Genomic DNA, 16,908 nt, shown 5'->3' with positions numbered 1-16,908 from the left:
GCCTGCGTACGGCCGGGATGGCTCAGCTCATGCGCAGTGCGAGGAAGAAGTCCAGCTTGTCCTCGAGCCGCGACAGGTCGCGCGCCGTCAACTGCTCGATTCGCCCGACCCGGTAACGCAGCGTGTTGACGTGCAGGTGCAGCCGCGTCGCACAGCGGGTCCAGGAACCGTCGCAGTCCAAGAACGCCTCCAGCGTCGGGATGAGCTCCGCACGGTGGCGGCGGTCGTAGTCCCGCAGCGGGTCCAGCAGCCGCGCCGTGAACGCGCGCCGCACGTCGTCCGGCACGAACGGCAGCAGCAGCACGTGCGAGGCCAGCTCGTGGTGGCCGGCCGCGCAGACCCGGCCCGGGCGGGCCGCGGCGACCCGGCGGGCGTGCCGGGCCTCCTCCAGCGCCCCGCGCAGCCCCTCGGCGGAGTGCACGGCCGCGCTGACGCCCAGCGTGAGCCGGCCGTCGTCCGACAGACCGGCCTGCAGCGGGTCGCGTACGGCCGCCAGCAGCTCGTCGGCGTGCAGGGCCGAGTCCGGGCCCCGGTCCTCGGGGGTCTCCCCGGGCAGCGAGGGCAGCGGCACCAGGGCGATGGCCTCGTCACCCGCGTGGGCCACCGCGATCCGGTCGGAGGGCTCCGGCCCCGAGACGGACGGGTCGACGAGGATCTCTTCCAGCAGCGACTGGGCCACCGGGCCGCCGGGGATGTCCCCGCCGTCCCAGTCCACCCGGGCCACGACGACCTGCCAGTGCGGGGCGCCGCCCACGCCGGGCAGCAGCACGGGGGCCGCCACCCGCAGGCGGGCGGCGATCTCGGCCGGCGGGGCACCCGTCTGGACCAGTTCGAGGACTTCCTGCGCGAGGCGGCGGCGCACCGTGCGCGCCGCGTCCCGCCGGTCCCGCTCGACGGCGATCAGCTGGGTGACGCCCTGGAGCAGGTCGAGGCGCTCGGCGGGCCAGTCGCCCGCGTCCGCCTCCACGGCCAGCAGCCAGTCGGACAGCACGCTCTCGCGCACGTCCTTCGGGGCCGGACCGGTGGCGCCGCGCCCCGCTCCCCTGATCGGGAAGAGCGAGTAGGTAATACCCTGGATGGAGATCCGGTGCGGTCCCCTGCGGCCCGTCCGGACCGCCGCGAGGTGCTCGCTCGCCAGTGCAGCGCACACCCCCGGCGCCAGCGGTTCGCCGGCTCCGGCGATCTGCCGGCCCGTGGGGGACAGCACCCAGGCCCGGAGATCGAGGTCCGTGGTGAGCAGATCCAGCACCACATCGGGCCCGCCGCCCGCGGGACCCGAGGTCATCAGACGGCGGTGCCGGTCGACCACGGCCGCGAGGTCGCCGGCACGCTCCCCCGAAACCTGCCGCACCACGTATTCCGTGATCGTGGCGAATGCAACGTCCTCGTTCACTGCGAACAGCGGCAGACGGTTGCGGACGCAGGCCGAAACCAGATCGTCCGGGATGTCCCCCAGCTCGGCCTCGCCCGCCGCGAGTCCGGCGACGCCCGCGCTCGCGAGCAGTCGTACGAACGGCTCGGAATCGGCTGAATTTCGCCTCCATGCCAGGCCGGTGAGGACGAGCTCACCTCCGGACAGGTATCGGCTGGGATCGCGCAGGTCGGTCGTCATGACCCCGCGGACGGTACGGTCGAGCTCTTCCTCGCCGCCCAGCAGCCGCAGCCCCAGCGCCTCGGTTTCCAGCAGTGCGCGCAGCCGCATGATGTCGCCGCCGATCTGTCTCGTTGTTGCCGTTGGAAATCGGGCAGGTTGTCGCGTCCTGCCTTTCATACGAATCTACAAGACGAGGGAGCCCCTCAGCCAACTCCTTCATGGTTTCGGTGACTGCACTCGGGGGACGCGCGGCTTGTGTACTGACTCCACACCGCATTAACAACACGTGAACGACCAGTCGAGAGGCGCCGGCTTCCTGGCTTGAAGTGAACGCCCCGATGACGTAGAAGAGAGCCGCTCATGGACTTCCTTCGCCCCACAGGCTGGGAGGAGGCACTCGCCGCCCAGGCAGAGAGCCCACCAGCCGCGTCGATCGTGGGTGGCCGTCCGGAAATCCTCACCGGGATTTTCTAGGACGGAGCGGTACGGGAGCCGACAGGCCCCCGGAACCCCCTGAGAACTTCCGGGCGGTGTGACACGGGAACGTCACACTTGCCGCCGCACCGCCCGGAGCAACACGAAGTGCCGCACCGCTCGCGGTCCCTTCAACCTGGCAGTACCCCTGCAAAAAAACACGTAGTACCAGCGGGTCACCCCCGCACTACCCGCAGTACACGCAATGAAATCTCGCGTCGCCTCGGGCCGTCACCCCGGGTCGTGCAGCCAACGCAGTTTCCCAAATCCCGCGTCTTCAATCTTCTTGCGGGTGCCCCTTTGAACCTTGGGAGTTAGGCACCATGACCCAGTCGTCTGTGGAGCCCAAGACCAGTGCGGATGAAGCCGGTGACGGCTCTCTGAACCCCGCCGGGCGTTCTTGGCTCGACCGGTACTTTCACATAACCCACAGAGGGTCCAACGTCGGCAATGAAGTTCGTGGCGGTATCACGACCTTCATGGCGATGGCGTACATCCTCCTGCTCAACCCGCTCATCCTCTCCGGCAAGGACGTCGCCGGAGACACCATGAGCCAGAAGGCCCTGATCACGGCCACGGCTTTCGCCGCCGCCCTGACCACGCTCCTCATGGGCTTCGTCGGCAAGGTGCCGCTCGCGCTCGCCGCCGGTCTCTCCGTGTCCGGTGTGCTCGCCTCGCAGGTCGCTCCGCAGATGACCTGGCCGCAGGCCATGGGCATGTGCGTGATGTACGGCGTCGTGATCTGTCTCCTGGTCGTCACCGGCCTCCGCGAGATGATCATGAACGCGATTCCGCTCGCGCTCAAGCACGCGATCACGATGGGCATCGGCCTCTTCGTGGCGCTGATCGGCCTGGTCAAGGCCGGCTTCGTCGGCAAGGGCCCCGAGTTCGGCCCGCCCGTGCAGCTCGGTTCGGTCGGTGAGCTCGCCGGCTGGCCCGTGTTCCTCTTCTGCGTGACCCTGCTGACGATCTTCATGCTGCAGGCCCGCAAGGTCCGCGGCGCGATCCTCATCGGCATCGTCGGCGGCACCGTCCTGGCCGCGATCCTGAACGCCGTCGTCGACATCGACGCGAAGGCCTGGAAGAACGGTCCCCCGACCCTCTCCGGCTCCGCCGTCTCGATGCCCGACTTCTCGCTCTTCGGCAAGGTCGAGTTCGGCGGCTGGGGCGACGTCGGCGTCATGACCGTCGGCATGATCGTCTTCACCCTGGTCCTCGCCGGCTTCTTCGACGCGATGGCCACCATCATCGGTGTCGGTACCGAGGCCAAGCTCGCCGACGAGCAGGGCCGCATGCCGGGCCTCTCCAAGGCGCTCTTCATCGACGGTGCCGGTGGCGCCATCGGTGGTATCGCGGGTGGTTCCGGCCAGACCGTCTTCGTCGAGTCCGCCACCGGCGTCGGTGAGGGAGCCCGCACAGGCCTCGCCTCCGTCGTCACCGGCCTCTTCTTCGCCGCCTGCCTCTTCTTCACCCCGATCACCCAGCTCGTCCCGGGTGAGGTCGCCTCCGCGGCCCTGGTCGTCATCGGCGCGATGATGATGCAGAACGCCCGCCACGTGGACTGGGCCGACAGCGCGACCGCGATCCCGGTCTTCCTGACCGTCGTGATCATGCCGTTCACCTACCAGATCACCGCTGGTGTCGCCGCCGGTGTCATCTCCTACGTCGCCATCAAGGTCGCGCAGGGCAAGGCCCGCGAGGTCGGTGCCTTCATGTGGGTGCTCACCGGTATCTTCCTGGTCTACTTCGCCCTGCACCCGATCGAGGCCGCGCTCGGCGTCAAGTAAGCCGGGGGAGTGATCACCACCTGACCCTCCACGCATCCGATACTGGAAGCCGAATCCCCAGGAGGCAGCCGTGCTGGACATCGCCGAGGAACTGAACCGGTGGGTCCGGCAGGGTCGTGACTTCGCCGTCGCCACGGTCGTGGCGGTCGGCGGCAGCGCCCCGAGGCAGCCCGGTGCCGCCCTCGCCGTCGACGGCGAGGGGACGGCGATCGGCTCGGTTTCCGGTGGATGCGTGGAGGGCGCGGTGTACGACCTGTGCCTCCAGGCGCTGGAGGACGGCGAGACCGTCCTGGAGCGCTTCGGGTACAGCGACGACGACGCCTTCGCCGTGGGTCTGACCTGCGGCGGAATCATCGACATCCTCGTCGCCCCGGTCCGCGTGGGTTCTCCCGCGCGGGCCGTTTTCGCGTCCGCCCTCGCGGCCGCCTCCCGCGGCGAGGCCGCGGCCGTGGCGCGGGTCGCCGCGGGCCCCGCGGGCCTGATGGGCGGAGCGGTCCTGGTCCGCGCGGACGGCTCCCACGAGGGCACGCTCGCCGCCCGGCCCCATCCCGACGCCGCCCTCGGCGGACACCCCGAGCTGGACCGCGCCGTGGCCGAGGAGGCCCGCGCCATGCTCGACACCGGCGCGACCGGAGTGCTGGAGATCGGCGCCGACGGCCGGCTCTGCGGAGAGCCGCTCAAGGTGCTCGTCGAGTCGAGCGTCGCGCCCCCGCGGATGATCGTCTTCGGGGCCATCGACTTCGCCTCCGCCCTGGTGCGGATCGGAAAGTTCCTCGGCTACCGCGTGACCGTGTGCGACGCCCGGCCGGTGTTCGCGACGAGGACCCGCTTCCCGGAGGCGGACGAGATCGTCGTCGACTGGCCGCACCGCTACCTTCAGGCGCAGACCGCGGGCGGCGACCTGGACGGCCGTACCGTCCTGTGCGTGCTCACCCACGACGCCAAGTTCGACGTCCCGCTCCTGGAGACGGCCCTGCGGCTGCCCGTCGCGTACGTCGGAGCCATGGGCTCCCGCCGTACCCACGAGGACCGCAACCGCAGGCTGCGCGAGGCCGGTGTCACCGAGCTGGAGCTGGCCCGGCTGCGTTCGCCGATAGGCCTGGACCTCGGCGGCCGCACCCCGGAGGAGACCGCGCTGTCCATCGCCGCGGAGATCGTCGCCAACCGGCGCGGCGGCAGCGGCGTGTCCCTGGCGGGCGCGCACACCCCGATCCATCCCGACCCTTCGAAGAAGGCGGCCGGCCGGATAGGGTCCGTCGCCTGACGGACCCGCTCTCGCCGACGACTGGGCGCAACTCCCAAGGGGTTGCGCCCTTTTGACGTTCCGTCTATTTTACCGGCCGGTAACAGGAGGCACTCTCTCCATCCCTTCCCCCACACCGGAGCCGAGCGGATGATACGTACCCTGCGAACCCTGGGCGTGCTGGCCGCGGCCACCCTCCTCACCGCCGCCGTGCCGGCGGCCGCCGCGGCTCCCGGCGACGGACTGCGGGAGGTGCTCTTCGTCGGGAACAACTGGGAGGGCACGGCCGACGTCCTCGCCTCCACCGGAGACCTCGCGAAGGTCGGCCGGATCAACGTGATCCCCGACAAGGCGGAGCGGCTGCGGGAGATCTACCTCAACCCCGTCAAGCTCGCCTTCTTCCTCGGGGTGCGGCAGACCGCCGGCGAGGGCCACGACCAGTTCGTCGACGACATGTACACCACCCCGGACGGCACGGCCGTGGTCGCCTCCCGGCCCAGCTTCGCCGACGTCGTCTCCATCGACGTGCGCACCGGCCGGGTGAACTGGCGCTTCCCCGTGGCCGGCTACCGCGCCGACCACATGGCGGTCTCGCCCGACGGGACGAAGGTCGCGGTCTCCGCCTCCACCGCCAACACCGTGCACGTCCTCGACATCGCCACCGGCAGGCAGGTCGGCTCCTTCGCCACCGGGGACAAGCCGCACGAGAACGTCTTCAGCCGCGACGGCCGCTTCCTGTGGAACAGCGCCATCGGGGACGTGACCTCCGCCCTCGACGCGCCCTGGCTGGACTGGACGAAGGGGGATCGGAAGATCACGATCGTCGACGCGCAGACCTTCCGCACGGTCCGGGTGATCGACATGCGGGAGCGGCTGGACGCCTTCGGCCGCCCCGACCTCTCCGACGCGGTGCGCCCCGTCTCCTTCAGCCCCGACGAGTCGAAGTTCTACTTCCAGGTGTCGTTCCTGAACGGCTTCCTGGAGTACGACGTGGCCTCGGACCGGATCACCCGCCTCAAGATGCTGCCCGCGAACCCCGCCACCACCTCCGACCGCACCAAGTGGGTCAACGACTCCCGCCATCACGGCATGTCCATGAGCCCGGACGGATCCAAGCTCTGCATCGCGGGCACCATGGACGACTATGCGACCGTCGTGGACCGGGCCACCCTCACCGAGGGGCCGCTCGTGCCCGCCGACAAGCCGTACTGGGCCACCGTCGACGGCGACGGCACCTCCTGCGTGATCTCCGAGAGCGGCGCCGACCGGATCACGGCCATCGACTTCGCCACCGGGACCAAGCGGGTGTCCGTGCCGGTGGGCGACCACCCGCAGCGCGTCCGTCTCGGTCACGTCCCGGCCGGCTGGACCGGTCCGACGGGCGGCTGACTCGAATTGGCCAAACGCGCACATCAGGCCATTTTGGTGTGACCGGTCCGGGATGACCGATTAGTCTCGCGATCATGGTGGACATCCGTGAGGTACCCGAGGCAGACATCGACCGCGCTCTGGAGCTCGCGTACCTGGTCTTCCACGATCGCCCCGAGAAGGAGGCGCGGGAGAGGCACCACGCACTGCTGGCGCGCTGCCGCCGCACCGGCGCCTACGACGGGGACGCCCTGGTCGGCTTCATGGCCGCGCACGACTTCCGGCTCTCGGTGCCCGGGGCGGACCTGCCCTGCCCCGGGCTCACCTTCGTCTCCGTCGCCCCCACCCACCGCCGCCGCGGGGTGCTCACCGGGCTGATGGAGGAGACCCTGGGATACGCCGCGGCCACGGGCAGCCCGATCGCCGCGCTGTGGGCCTCCGAGGCCGCCATCTACGGCCGCTTCGGCTTCGGCAGCGCCACCACCGGAGTCACCGTCGAGATCGACTCCACCCGCCCGCTGGCCCTGCGCCTGGCCCCGGACCCGCGCCCGCTGCGGCTCGTCGACCCGGCCGGGGCCCACGCGGAGATCGCCCCCTTCCACGAGGCGGCCCGAGCCGCGCGGGCCGGCCGCCCGACCCGCGGCCCGGCCCGCTGGCGCGAGGAGTGGCTGTGCGAACAGGCCGAGGACGACGACGAGTTGAGCCCACCCCGGATCATCGTCCTCGGCGACCCGGGCGAGCCGATCGCCGGCTACGTGATCTACCGCACCAAGGCCGAGGACAGCTCCCGGCCCGTCCGCGCGCCGGGGCTGGTCCGCGTGGAGGAACTGGAGGCCGAGACCCCCGCGGTGGCCGCCGCCCTGTGGGAGTGCGTGGCCGCCCTCGACCTCACCGGCAAGGTCACCGCCTGGGGCCGGCCGGTGGACGACCCGCTGCTGCACTTCGCCGCCGACCGGGACCAGGTCCGGGTCACCGCCCAGTTCCCCGCGCTGTGGCTGCGCCTGGTCGACGTGGGGGCGGCACTGGCCGCCCGGTCCTGGGCCGCGCCCGTGGAACTCGTACTGGAGGTGCACGACGTACGGCTGCCCGCCAACGCCGGGCGGTTCCGGCTGAAGGCGGGGCCGGGCGGGGCCGCGTACGAGCACGCGGACACCGCCCCCGACCTGGCCCTGGACGTGCGCGAACTGGCCGCCTGCTACCTGGGCGGGACCCGGGTCGTCGAACTCGTCGCGGCCGGGCTCGTACGGGAGTACGCGCCCGGCGCCGCGGCGGCGCTGGACGCGGCCCTGGCGACGGGGAACGGACTCCTGCCGCACACCGCCGACGAGTTCTGAGGCGACGGCTCAGGCGGGCAGGGAGATCCGGGCCGCCGACATGCCGAAACCGGGCTGCCGGATCCGGGTCGACAGTGGGTCGGGCAGACGGTTCAGGTCCTCGGGCCGGTAACGGCGGGTGCCGCGGTGCCAGTTGAGGATCCCGGCGTGCCAGTCCTCCAGCTCGCCGACGTACGCGTCCAGCGCGGCCCGGGCGTCGGCGTCGAGCTTCCAGTCTTCGTAGAGCACGGGAAGTTGGTTCGCCACGATGTGCTCGAACTCCTCCGTGCGCTGCGTCATCAGCGCATGGCAGATGCCCAGGGCCTCCGGATAGCCGATGTCGAAGAAATTGCGGGTCACCAGGACGTGGTTGTGCAGATCGCCCTCGACCTCGATCTCCTTCTGGTAGGAGAAGATGTCGTTCATCAGGCAGGCGGCGTCCGAGACGGCGTTCTCCAGGGAGCGGATCGTCCCCGAGGCGTAGATCCCCTCGGGGATGCCCCGGCCCTGGTGCCTCAGCCGGCACAGGTACATGGTGAGGCGCGAGCCGAAGGTGAGGCGGCGCATCTCGGCGTAGTCCACCGGGTCCGGGACGCGGTTCTGGATCTGGTTGTCGACCTCCCACACCCAGCTCTCCAGCATCTCCACCAAGGTCGAGCGGAACTCGGCGCGTTGACCCGGGGACATGTCGATCGTGGTGCGGACCCACAGATCGCACAGCGCCCGCTCCATCGCCGTCACCGGCGCGGGCTGCCCGGCGTGGTCCACGGGCGCCATCGCGATCAGACGTGCCGTCGTCGCCTTGGCCGCCGCGAGGTCCCGGCCGCGGCCGAAGACCAGCGGGTAGTAGTCGTCCGCGTACGTGCCCCAGCTCAGCCAGCACGCGTTCAGGGACAGGGCCTCGGGCGAGGCGTCCGGGTCGATGCCGGCCGAGCAGAGCGCGAAGTCGTAGCCGCGCAGCTTCTGTTCGTCCCAGATGGCGGAACCGGGATCGCCCGGCTGCGGCTCCAGCAGGCCCATGTCCCGGCACCAGGCCACCGACTCCTCGCGGGCGCGGGCCAGGTGCGGGCTGAGCTTCAGCTCGTGCGGCATGTGGATCTCGGGGACGACCGAGGGACCGGTCCGCTCGAAGGGGACGTGGGTGAAGGAGCGGCGCCGCAGCTCCATCGAGCGTTTGACGAAGACGGACCGCAGGTCCAGCGCGCTGGTGCCGAGCCCGCTCGGGAGGAAGGGCAGGGTGACGGGGGAGGTGCGCCTCGCGCCCTCGTTCATGTAGCGGCTGGAGACCGTGTGCCATTCGTGGCCGCCGGACTGCCAGTCCTGGAGCCCCTTGACGTAGCCGAGGACGGCCGCGACCTCGGCCGGGTCCAGGGCGTGGTCGGCGAAGAGCTGGGGCAGCTCGGTGAAGACCGTCTGCTCGAACTGGTGGAGGCGGGAGGTCAGCAGGTCGTTCGCGGTCTCGGCGGCCTCCTGGGTGGTGCAGCCCAGGAAGGTCTCCAACACCAGCACTGCGTTGGAGAGTTCACCCTCCTCGGTCACTTCCCGTTGGTAGGAGAACAGGTCGTTCCTGATGTGCACGGCGTCGGAGAACGCGTCGCGCAGCACCCCGAGGGGGCGCGCGTGCGCGACGCGCGCCGGGACCTCGGCGGACACGTACTCGATCAGTCCGGCCGACCAGGGGGCGCCGCCCACCTTGCGGCGCATCTCGATGTATTCGAGGGGGTTCGCGACACGCCCGATGTCGATGTTGGCCAGCTCCCACATCGATTCGTCGAGGAGGTTCCTCGTCGATTCGGAGAACCGTTCCCTCCAGTCGGTCGACATCGCGGGTACGGTCCGCGCCCACAGGTCGGCGAGCCCCGCCTCGACGGGATTCGTCGGCTCGGGGAACCCCCGGGCGAGATCCATCGGCATGAAGGCGGCGAGCCGGTCGAGGTACTCCCGGGCACCCGCACGGTCCTTCGTCCGCTTGAACGTCTCCAGGAAGTGGTCGTCGAAGAAGAAGACCCACACGTACCAGTCGGTGACCAGCGACAGCGCGTCGGCGCCGCAGTCGGGGTGGGTGTGGGCGCACAGCAGCGCGTAGTCGTGCGCGTCGAGGTCGCGCTCCTCCCAGACGCCGGAACCCTCCAGCATCCCGAAGTCGCGCGCCCACTGCTTGGTGTGGACCCTCGCGGCCTCGTAGTGGGGGTTCTGTCGCGCCGGGTGGGGCACGTAGAAGTCGGGCAGTCGGAACGGCTGCGTCACAGCAGGCGGGGCCTTTCGCTCATGGGTACGGGGGCCGGTTCGCTCCGGCCCCCGCACGAGATCAGCAGGGCCCTACCCCGACGGCCGCCGCGATAAGGGGAAGTTCACTTCATCAGGTGATGGATGTGTCCTTCCGCCGCTCGTGTGCCTGTCGTGGGATAGAAGGGTGGCGGCCGAACTGCTCCGCTTGCATCCGGTACATCGCCGCGTACCGCCCGTCGAGCGCCAACAGCTCCTCGTGGCCGCCCTGTTCGACGAGCCGCCCCTCGTGCAGCACGTGGATGACGTCGGCGTACCGCACCCCGGACATCCGGTGCGTCACGAGGACCACCGCCCGCTCCGGCCCCGCCAGGCCCCGGATGGACTCGAACGCGGCGATCTCCGCCTCCGGGTCCAGGGCCGAGGTGGGCTCGTCCACGACGATGACGCGGGCGTCGCGGAAGCGCGTACGGGCCAGGCCGAACTTCTGCCACTGCCCGCCCGACAGCTCCGACGCGCCCCGGAACACCCGGGCGAGCAGGGTCTCGTAGCCGTGCGGCAGCTTCTCGACGATCCGGTCGGCCCCGGCGTAGCGCGCCGCGGCCACCACCTCGGCGGCCTGCTCCACGGCCCGGTCCGGATCCTCCTCCCCGGGCCTTCCGATGGCGATGTTGGTGCGGGCGGTCACCGGCCAGCGCTCGAAGTCCTGGGTCAGGAGGGCGACCCGGTCGAAGACCGCTTCCCGGTCGGCGTCCCTCACGTCCACCCCGTCCCAGGTCAGCGCTCCGGAGTCGGGCAGGTGCAGGCCGGCGAGGAGTTTGACGAGGGTGCTCTTGCCCGACCCGTTCTCCCCGACCAGGGCGACGACGGTGCCCGCCTCGATGGTGAGGGAGACCTCCGACAGCGCGGGCTCTTCCCGGTCCGGGTAGCGGAAGCAGACCTCGTCGAGCCGTACGGCGCGGAGCCGCTCGGGCAGCGCCCGCCCGCCGGTCGGAATCGCCCGCCGCCCCGCCTCGGCCACGAACCGCTCCAGGTCCCGTACGTACAGGGACTCCTCGTGCAGGGTGTTGGTGGTGGCGACGAGCGCGCCCAGGCTCGCCGACCCGGTGCGCACCGCGATCACCGCGGTACCGGCGACGGCGAGGTCCATCCGCCCGGTGACGATGAGCGCCCCCATCGCCCCGTACGTGACCAGCGCGGCCACCCCGGACAGCGCGGCGGCGAGCAGTTCGGTGGCGGCCTTGTCCTTGGCGAGGCGGGTGGCCTCGCCCTCGGCGTGCTCGCCCATGTTGCGGTAGTGGCCGAGCAGATGGCGACCGACCCCGTGCACCCGTACCTCGGGGGCCGACGTACGGGAGACCAGCAGCTGACCGATCAGTCGGGCGGCCCTGACGTGTTCCACCCAGGTGATCATGGACAGGTAGCGGCGCTGCGCCACCCGCATCGCACCCCAGCCTCGCGGGGCGGCGATCAGCACCAGCATGGGCAGCAGCAGCGGGTGCAGCACCGTCAGCACCCCGCCGGTGGCCACCAGCGAGACGACCCCGCCCAGCGTGGCCACGCACGCACCGACCGTCCGGCGCGCGGAGGGCGGACCCCACTGGGCGCTGTCGAGCAGCCGCCGGAACTCCCCGTCGTCGATGGCCTCCAGTTCCACCTCCACGGCGGCCTTCAGGTACTGCTCGTGCGCGGCCCGCTCCACCTTGGGCTCCAGGCGCCCGGCCGCCGCCGTCGACCGCGAGGCCAGGACGGCGCCGAGTACGGCGACGAGCACCCCGACGGCGAGCGCGGGCCCGGCGGCGTACAGCCGGTCGCCGGGGTTCCCCGCGCCGAACAGGGTCCGCAGTACGTCGCTCAGCACGAGCAGTCCGACGGCGGCGGTCACCCCCTGCCCGGCCTCGGCGACCGCGACGGTCAGCAGCGCCCGCCGGTCGCACTCCCAGGCGAGCCGCAGCGTCCCGCGGACCATGCGGGGCATGGCCCGCAGGGTGGTGAGGAGCCGGCTCTCCAACTGGGCGTATTCGTGCTCGGTCCAGCCGGCTTCGTAGCGCAACGGCCCGCCGAAGAGCCGACGCTCGCTCTCGGAGACGGCGGGTCGAACCTTCTCGGGCCTGCGGAGCAGCCTCATGCGCGGCCACCCCCGCCCCATGCCCGGTCGAACACCACATGTACGCGCACGGATCGCAAGATTCCTCCCGAGCTGCCACGGCCACGAACTGACGCCGCAAGAACGTGGCTGTTCAGAGCGGCGTCACGGCCCCCGGGGAACGACCTCCCGCACACACGTGCGCCACGACCGCCGACCCCAAGCGGCGCCCGGGCCCGGCCCCGTGACACGGCGTTCGAACCACCCGGAGGTGGTGATGCCCCCCTTCGAGGGATTGCGTCCGGCTCGGAGGTGTCGGCGCCCGGGCGTGTCCCGGGGTGTCGGGGCACGGGGCGATTGTCGGATTAGGTTAGTTTGTCCGTGTTGTGGTTCCGGCGTTCCGGGAGGGAACACTCATGGCTATCGATCTGGACAAGGTGCTCGACAAGGCGTGGGCCGAGAAGCCCCTCTCCGAGGTGCTTTCGGCTCCCGTTTCCGCGCTCAAGGGCGTCAGCGACAAGGACGGCGAACTGCTCGCGCAGGCCTTCGGCGTGAAGACCGTCGCCGATTTCGGGCAGCTGAAGTACGCCCGGTGGGCGCAGGCGCTCGTGGCGCTGAACCAGACCGTCAAGGTCTAGTCGGCCGGGCGCGTGCGGTTCGCGGTGTTCCCGGATCAGGGTGCCGCGATGCGGTCCGCGTATTCGGGGTCCGTGGACACGACTGCGAAAAGACCGTCCCCCTCGCCCTTCCGGTGGGCGAGGGGGACGGTCCGCGTTGCGGAGAGCAGGGTGCGGGCAGTGGTGAGGTGGCCCGCGTCCAGGGCGGTACTACTCCGCTTCGGCTTCCAGGTTGCCTTCCGTGTCCAGGTAGACCTGGCGGAGGGATTCGAGGATCTGCGGGTCCGGCTTCTCCCACATGCCGCGGGACTCGGCCTCCAGGAGGCGTTCCGCGATGCCGTGCAGGGCCCAGGGGTTGGCCTCCTCCAGGAAGGCGCGGTTCTCCGGGTCGAGGACGTACGTCTCCGTGAGCTTGTCGTACATCCAGTCCGCGATCACGCCGGTCGTGGCGTCGTACCCGAAGAGGTAGTCGACCGTCGCGGCCAGCTCGAAGGCGCCCTTGTAGCCGTGGCGGCGCATCGCCTCGATCCACTTGGGGTTGACCACACGGGCGCGGAAGACGCGGGACGTCTCCTCGACCAGGGTGCGGGTCTTGACCGTCTCGGGGCGCGTGGAGTCGCCGATGTAGGCCTCGGGGGCCGTGCCGCGCAGGGCGCGGACCGTGGCCACCATGCCGCCGTGGTACTGGAAGTAGTCGTCCGAGTCGGCGATGTCGTGCTCACGGGTGTCGGTGTTCTTGGCGGCCACCGTGATGCGCTTGTACGCCGTCTCCATCTCCTCGCGGGCCGGGCGGCCCTCCAGGCCCCGGCCGTACGCGTAACCGCCCCAGACCGTGTAGACCTCGGCCAGGTCGGCGTCCGTACGCCAGTCGCGGGAGTCGATGAGCTGGAGGATGCCCGCGCCGTACGTGCCGGGGCGGGAGCCGAAGATACGGGTCGTCGCGCGGCGTTCGTCGCCGTGGACGGCCAGGTCCGCCTGGGCGTGGGCCCGGACGAAGTTGTCCGCGGCCGGCTCGTCCAGGGAGGCGGCGAGCCGGACCGCGTCGTCCAGGAGGCCGATGACGTGCGGGAACGCGTCGCGGAAGAAGCCCGAGATGCGGAGGGTCACGTCGATGCGCGGGCGGCCGAGCTCCGCGAGCGGGATGGGCTCCAGGCCGGTGACACGGCGCGAGGCCTCGTCCCAGACCGGGCGGACGCCGAGGAGGGCGAGGGCCTCGGCCACGTCGTCACCCGCCGTGCGCATCGCACTCGTACCCCAGAGGGACAGGCCGACGGAGGCGGGCCACTCGTCGTCGTGGTCCGCGCGGTAGCGGGCGAGGAGGGAGTCCGCCAGGGCCTGGCCCGTCTCCCACGCGAGGCGGGAGGGGACGGCCTTCGGGTCGACCGAGTAGAAGTTGCGGCCGGTGGGCAGCACGTTGACCAGGCCGCGCAGCGGCGAACCGGAGGGGCCCGCCGGGACGAACCTGCCGTCCAGGGCCGAGACCACGTGGGCGATCTCGTCCGTGGTGCCGGCCAGACGCGGGACCACCTCGCGGGCGGCGAAGGAGAGGACGTCGGCGACCGACTGCGGGTGGCCGGCGGCGACGGCGGCCACCGCGTCCTGGGACCAGTCCGCGTCCTCCATCGCCAGGACCAGGGCACGGGCCTGCTCCTCGATGGCGTCCGCCGACGTACGGGTGGCCGCCGACTCGTCCAGGCCGAGCGCCTCGCGCAGGCCCGGGAGGGCCGTCGTACCGCCCCAGATCTGGCGGGCGCGCAGGATCGCGAGGACCAGGTTGACGCGGGACTCGCCGGTCGGAGCGCCGCCGAGGACGTGCAGACCGTCGCGGATCTGGGCGTCCTTGACCTCGCACAGCCAGCCGTCGACGTGCAGCAGGAAGTCGTCGAAGCCGTCGTCGTCGGGGCGTTCGGCCAGCCCCAGGTCGTGGTCGAGCTTCGCGGCCTGGATCAGGGTCCAGATCTGCGCGCGGATGGCCGGCAGCTTGGCCGGGTCCATGGCGCTGATCTGCGCGTACTCGTCCAGGTGTTGTTCGAGGCGGGCGATGTCGCCGTACGACTCGGCGCGCGCCATCGGCGGGACGAGGTGGTCGATGAGCGTGGCGTGGACGCGGCGCTTGGCCTGGGTGCCCTCGCCCGGGTCGTTGACCAGGAACGGGTAGATCAGGGGCAGGTCGCCGAGGGCCGCGTCGGGGGCGCAGGAGGCGGACAGGCCGGCGTTCTTGCCCGGCAGCCACTCCAGGTTGCCGTGCTTGCCCAGGTGGATCATCGCGTCGGCGCCGAAGCCGCCGTCGGCGGCCGCCGCCTGGATCCAGCGGTACGCCGCCAGGTAGTGGTGCGACGGCGGCAGGTCCGGGTCGTGGTAGATCGCGATCGGGTTCTCGCCGAAGCCGCGCGGCGGCTGGATGAGGATCAGCAGGTTGCCGCGGCGCAGGGCGGCCAGGACGATGTCGCCCTCCGGGTTGGCGGAGCGGTCGACGAACATGTTGCCGGGCGCCTCGCCCCAGTGCTCCTCGACGCTCTCGCGGAGGTCGGCCGGGAGCTCGGAGTACCAGCGCTTGTAGTCCGCCGCCGGGATGCGGACCGGGTTGCGGGCCAGCTGCTCCTCGGTCAGCCAGTCCTGGTCGTGGCCGCCGGCCTCGATGAGCGCGCGGATCAGCTCGTCGCCGTCGCCGGAGACCAGGCCCGGGATCTCGGCGGCCGGGCCGAAGTCGTACCCGTGGGAGATCAGGGTGCGCAGCAGCTCGACGGCGCTGGCCGGGGTGTCGAGACCGACCGCGTTGCCGATGCGGGAGTGCTTGGTGGGGTACGCGGAGAGGACCAGCGCGATCCGCTTGTCACGGCGGTCGGTGTGGCGAAGGCGGGCGTGGCGCACGGCGATGCCGGCGACGCGGGCGGCGCGCTCGGGGTCGGCGACGTAGGCGGGCAGGCCGTCCTCGTCGAGCTCCTTGAAGGAGAACGGGACCGTGATCAGACGGCCGTCGAACTCGGGCACGGCGACCTGGGTGGCGGCGTCGAGGGGGGACAGGCCCTCGTCGTTCTCCTCCCAGGCGGAGCGGGAGCCGGTCAGGCACAGGGCCTGGAGGATCGGCACGCCGAGGGCGGCGAGGGCGCCGGCGTCCCAGGACTCGTCGTCTCCGCCCGCGGAGGCGGTGGCGGGCTTGGTGCCGCCGGCGGCGAGGACGGTGGTGACGATCGCGTCCGCGGACTCCAGGGCCTGGAGGAGCTCCGGCTCCGGGGAGCGCAGGGAGGAGACGTAGAGCGGGAGGGGTCGGGCGCCCTGGGCCTCGATCGCGTCACAGAGGGCGTGCACGAAGGCGGTGTTGCCGGACATCTGGTGGGCGCGGTAGTAGAGCACCGCGATGGCCGGGCCGGCGCCGTCGGTCTGCTCGGACGTGCGCTCCAGGGGGCCCCAGGTGGGGGCGGCGGCCGGGGGCTCGAAGCCGTGGCCGGTGAGGAGGACCGTGTCCGAGAGGAAGCGGGCCAGCTGGCCGAGGTTGGCCGGGCCGCCGTGCGCGAGGTAGGCGTGCGCCTCGGCCGCGATGCCGATGGGGACCGTGGAGGCCTCCATCAGCTGGGCGTCGGGGGCCTGTTCGCCGGTCAGGACGACGACGGGACGGGTCTGGCCGGGGGCGAGGAGGACGTCGAGGCCGTCCTGCCAGGCGCGCAGGCCCCCGAGGAGGCGTACGACGACCAGGTCGACCCCGTCGAGGAGCGCGGGGAGGTCGTCGAGGGGGAGCCGGGAGGGGTTCGCGAAGCGGTACTCGTCCGGGGCGGCGGCGGTGGCGGTGTTCGCGGCGGTGTTCGCGGCGCGGGCGCTGAGCAGATCGGTGTCGGACGTCGACAGCAGCAGGATCATGCGGCGGCAGGCCTTCCTCGGGGTTTCCGCGCCCCGGGCAGTGAGGACAGCGGGAGTTCCTGACTCACCCCGCGGGTCGCTCCGCGGGGTTCACAGTGGCGGGACCGCGCCGGATTCGCACCGGGCTTCCTCCCATGTCGCCGTCCTCGGCGATGGCGGACCGTCTGGCGCCGCCGGGGGTCATCCTAGGGGGGCTTTGCCCTGGCCGGGCGAGGTGGGGGTGCGTCTGCTGCGCGGGCGGGCGGGGTTGGGTGCGGGGTCGGGTGCGGCGCCGTTGCGGGGGGGGGGGGCCCCCAACACACACCCCAAAACAACCAACACCGCAAACCACACAGAGGCGGCGGG

General features: G+C 71.7%; 9 protein-coding genes and 1 riboswitch. Of the genes, 5 read left to right on the top strand and 4 right to left on the bottom strand.

Annotated elements, in window-relative coordinates; translation table 11 throughout:
• Positions 1–22: 22 nt before the first annotated feature.
• Entirely contained in the window at positions 23–1,702 is a 1,680-nt protein-coding gene (locus ACFYYJ_RS12085; protein WP_385361523.1) for a PucR family transcriptional regulator, read from the bottom strand.
• Between the two features lie 689 nt (positions 1,703–2,391).
• On the opposite strand from ACFYYJ_RS12085, the gene ACFYYJ_RS12080 reads away from it, so the two are divergent.
• From ACFYYJ_RS12080 to ACFYYJ_RS12065, 4 genes are all read left to right on the top strand, one after another.
• Positions 2,392–3,855, top strand: coding sequence for an NCS2 family permease (locus tag ACFYYJ_RS12080; RefSeq protein ID WP_385121283.1), 1,464 nt, complete (start codon positions 2,392–2,394; stop codon positions 3,853–3,855).
• Positions 3,856–3,925: 70 nt separating this feature from the next.
• Complete coding sequence (locus ACFYYJ_RS12075; protein WP_389131275.1) at positions 3,926–5,119, top strand: XdhC family protein; 1,194 nt, start codon at positions 3,926–3,928, stop codon at positions 5,117–5,119.
• 129 nt (positions 5,120–5,248) lie between these two features.
• Positions 5,249–6,487, top strand: coding sequence for a YncE family protein (locus ACFYYJ_RS12070; protein ID WP_385121287.1), 1,239 nt, complete (start codon positions 5,249–5,251; stop codon positions 6,485–6,487).
• A 74-nt stretch (positions 6,488–6,561) separates the two neighbouring features.
• Positions 6,562–7,800 (top strand): GNAT family N-acetyltransferase, encoded by a 1,239-nt coding sequence (locus ACFYYJ_RS12065; protein WP_389131273.1) that lies wholly within the window; start codon positions 6,562–6,564, stop codon positions 7,798–7,800.
• A 9-nt stretch (positions 7,801–7,809) separates the two neighbouring features.
• Here ACFYYJ_RS12065 and ACFYYJ_RS12060 read toward each other — a convergent pair whose 3' ends face one another.
• Complete coding sequence (locus ACFYYJ_RS12060; protein ID WP_389131271.1) at positions 7,810–10,026, bottom strand: germacradienol/geosmin synthase; 2,217 nt, start codon at positions 10,024–10,026, stop codon at positions 7,810–7,812.
• 112 nt (positions 10,027–10,138) lie between these two features.
• Positions 10,139–12,133 carry an ABC transporter ATP-binding protein gene (locus ACFYYJ_RS12055; protein WP_385121294.1) on the bottom strand — a complete coding sequence of 665 codons (1,995 nt, stop codon included), beginning with the start codon at positions 12,131–12,133 and terminating at the stop codon, positions 10,139–10,141.
• Positions 12,134–12,507: 374 nt separating this feature from the next.
• Here ACFYYJ_RS12055 and ACFYYJ_RS12050 point away from each other — a divergent pair, with 374 nt between their 5' ends.
• Entirely contained in the window at positions 12,508–12,729 is a 222-nt protein-coding gene (locus tag ACFYYJ_RS12050) for a hypothetical protein (RefSeq protein WP_385121297.1), read from the top strand.
• A 189-nt stretch (positions 12,730–12,918) separates the two neighbouring features.
• Here ACFYYJ_RS12050 and cobN read toward each other — a convergent pair whose 3' ends face one another.
• Positions 12,919–16,563: a cobaltochelatase subunit CobN gene (cobN, locus tag ACFYYJ_RS12045; protein WP_389131267.1), complete on the bottom strand. Its 3,645-nt coding sequence runs from the start codon at positions 16,561–16,563 to the stop codon at positions 12,919–12,921.
• A 53-nt stretch (positions 16,564–16,616) separates the two neighbouring features.
• Positions 16,617–16,695: riboswitch (cobalamin riboswitch) on the bottom strand.
• Between the last annotated feature and the right edge of the window lie 213 nt (positions 16,696–16,908).

The organism is Streptomyces sp. NPDC002467 (assembly GCF_042889825.1).
In the GTDB taxonomy this organism is placed as follows: domain Bacteria; phylum Actinomycetota; class Actinomycetes; order Streptomycetales; family Streptomycetaceae; genus Streptomyces.
The sequence above is the reverse complement of the archived record's forward strand: the minus strand, read 5'-3'. Positions and strand labels throughout refer to the sequence as shown.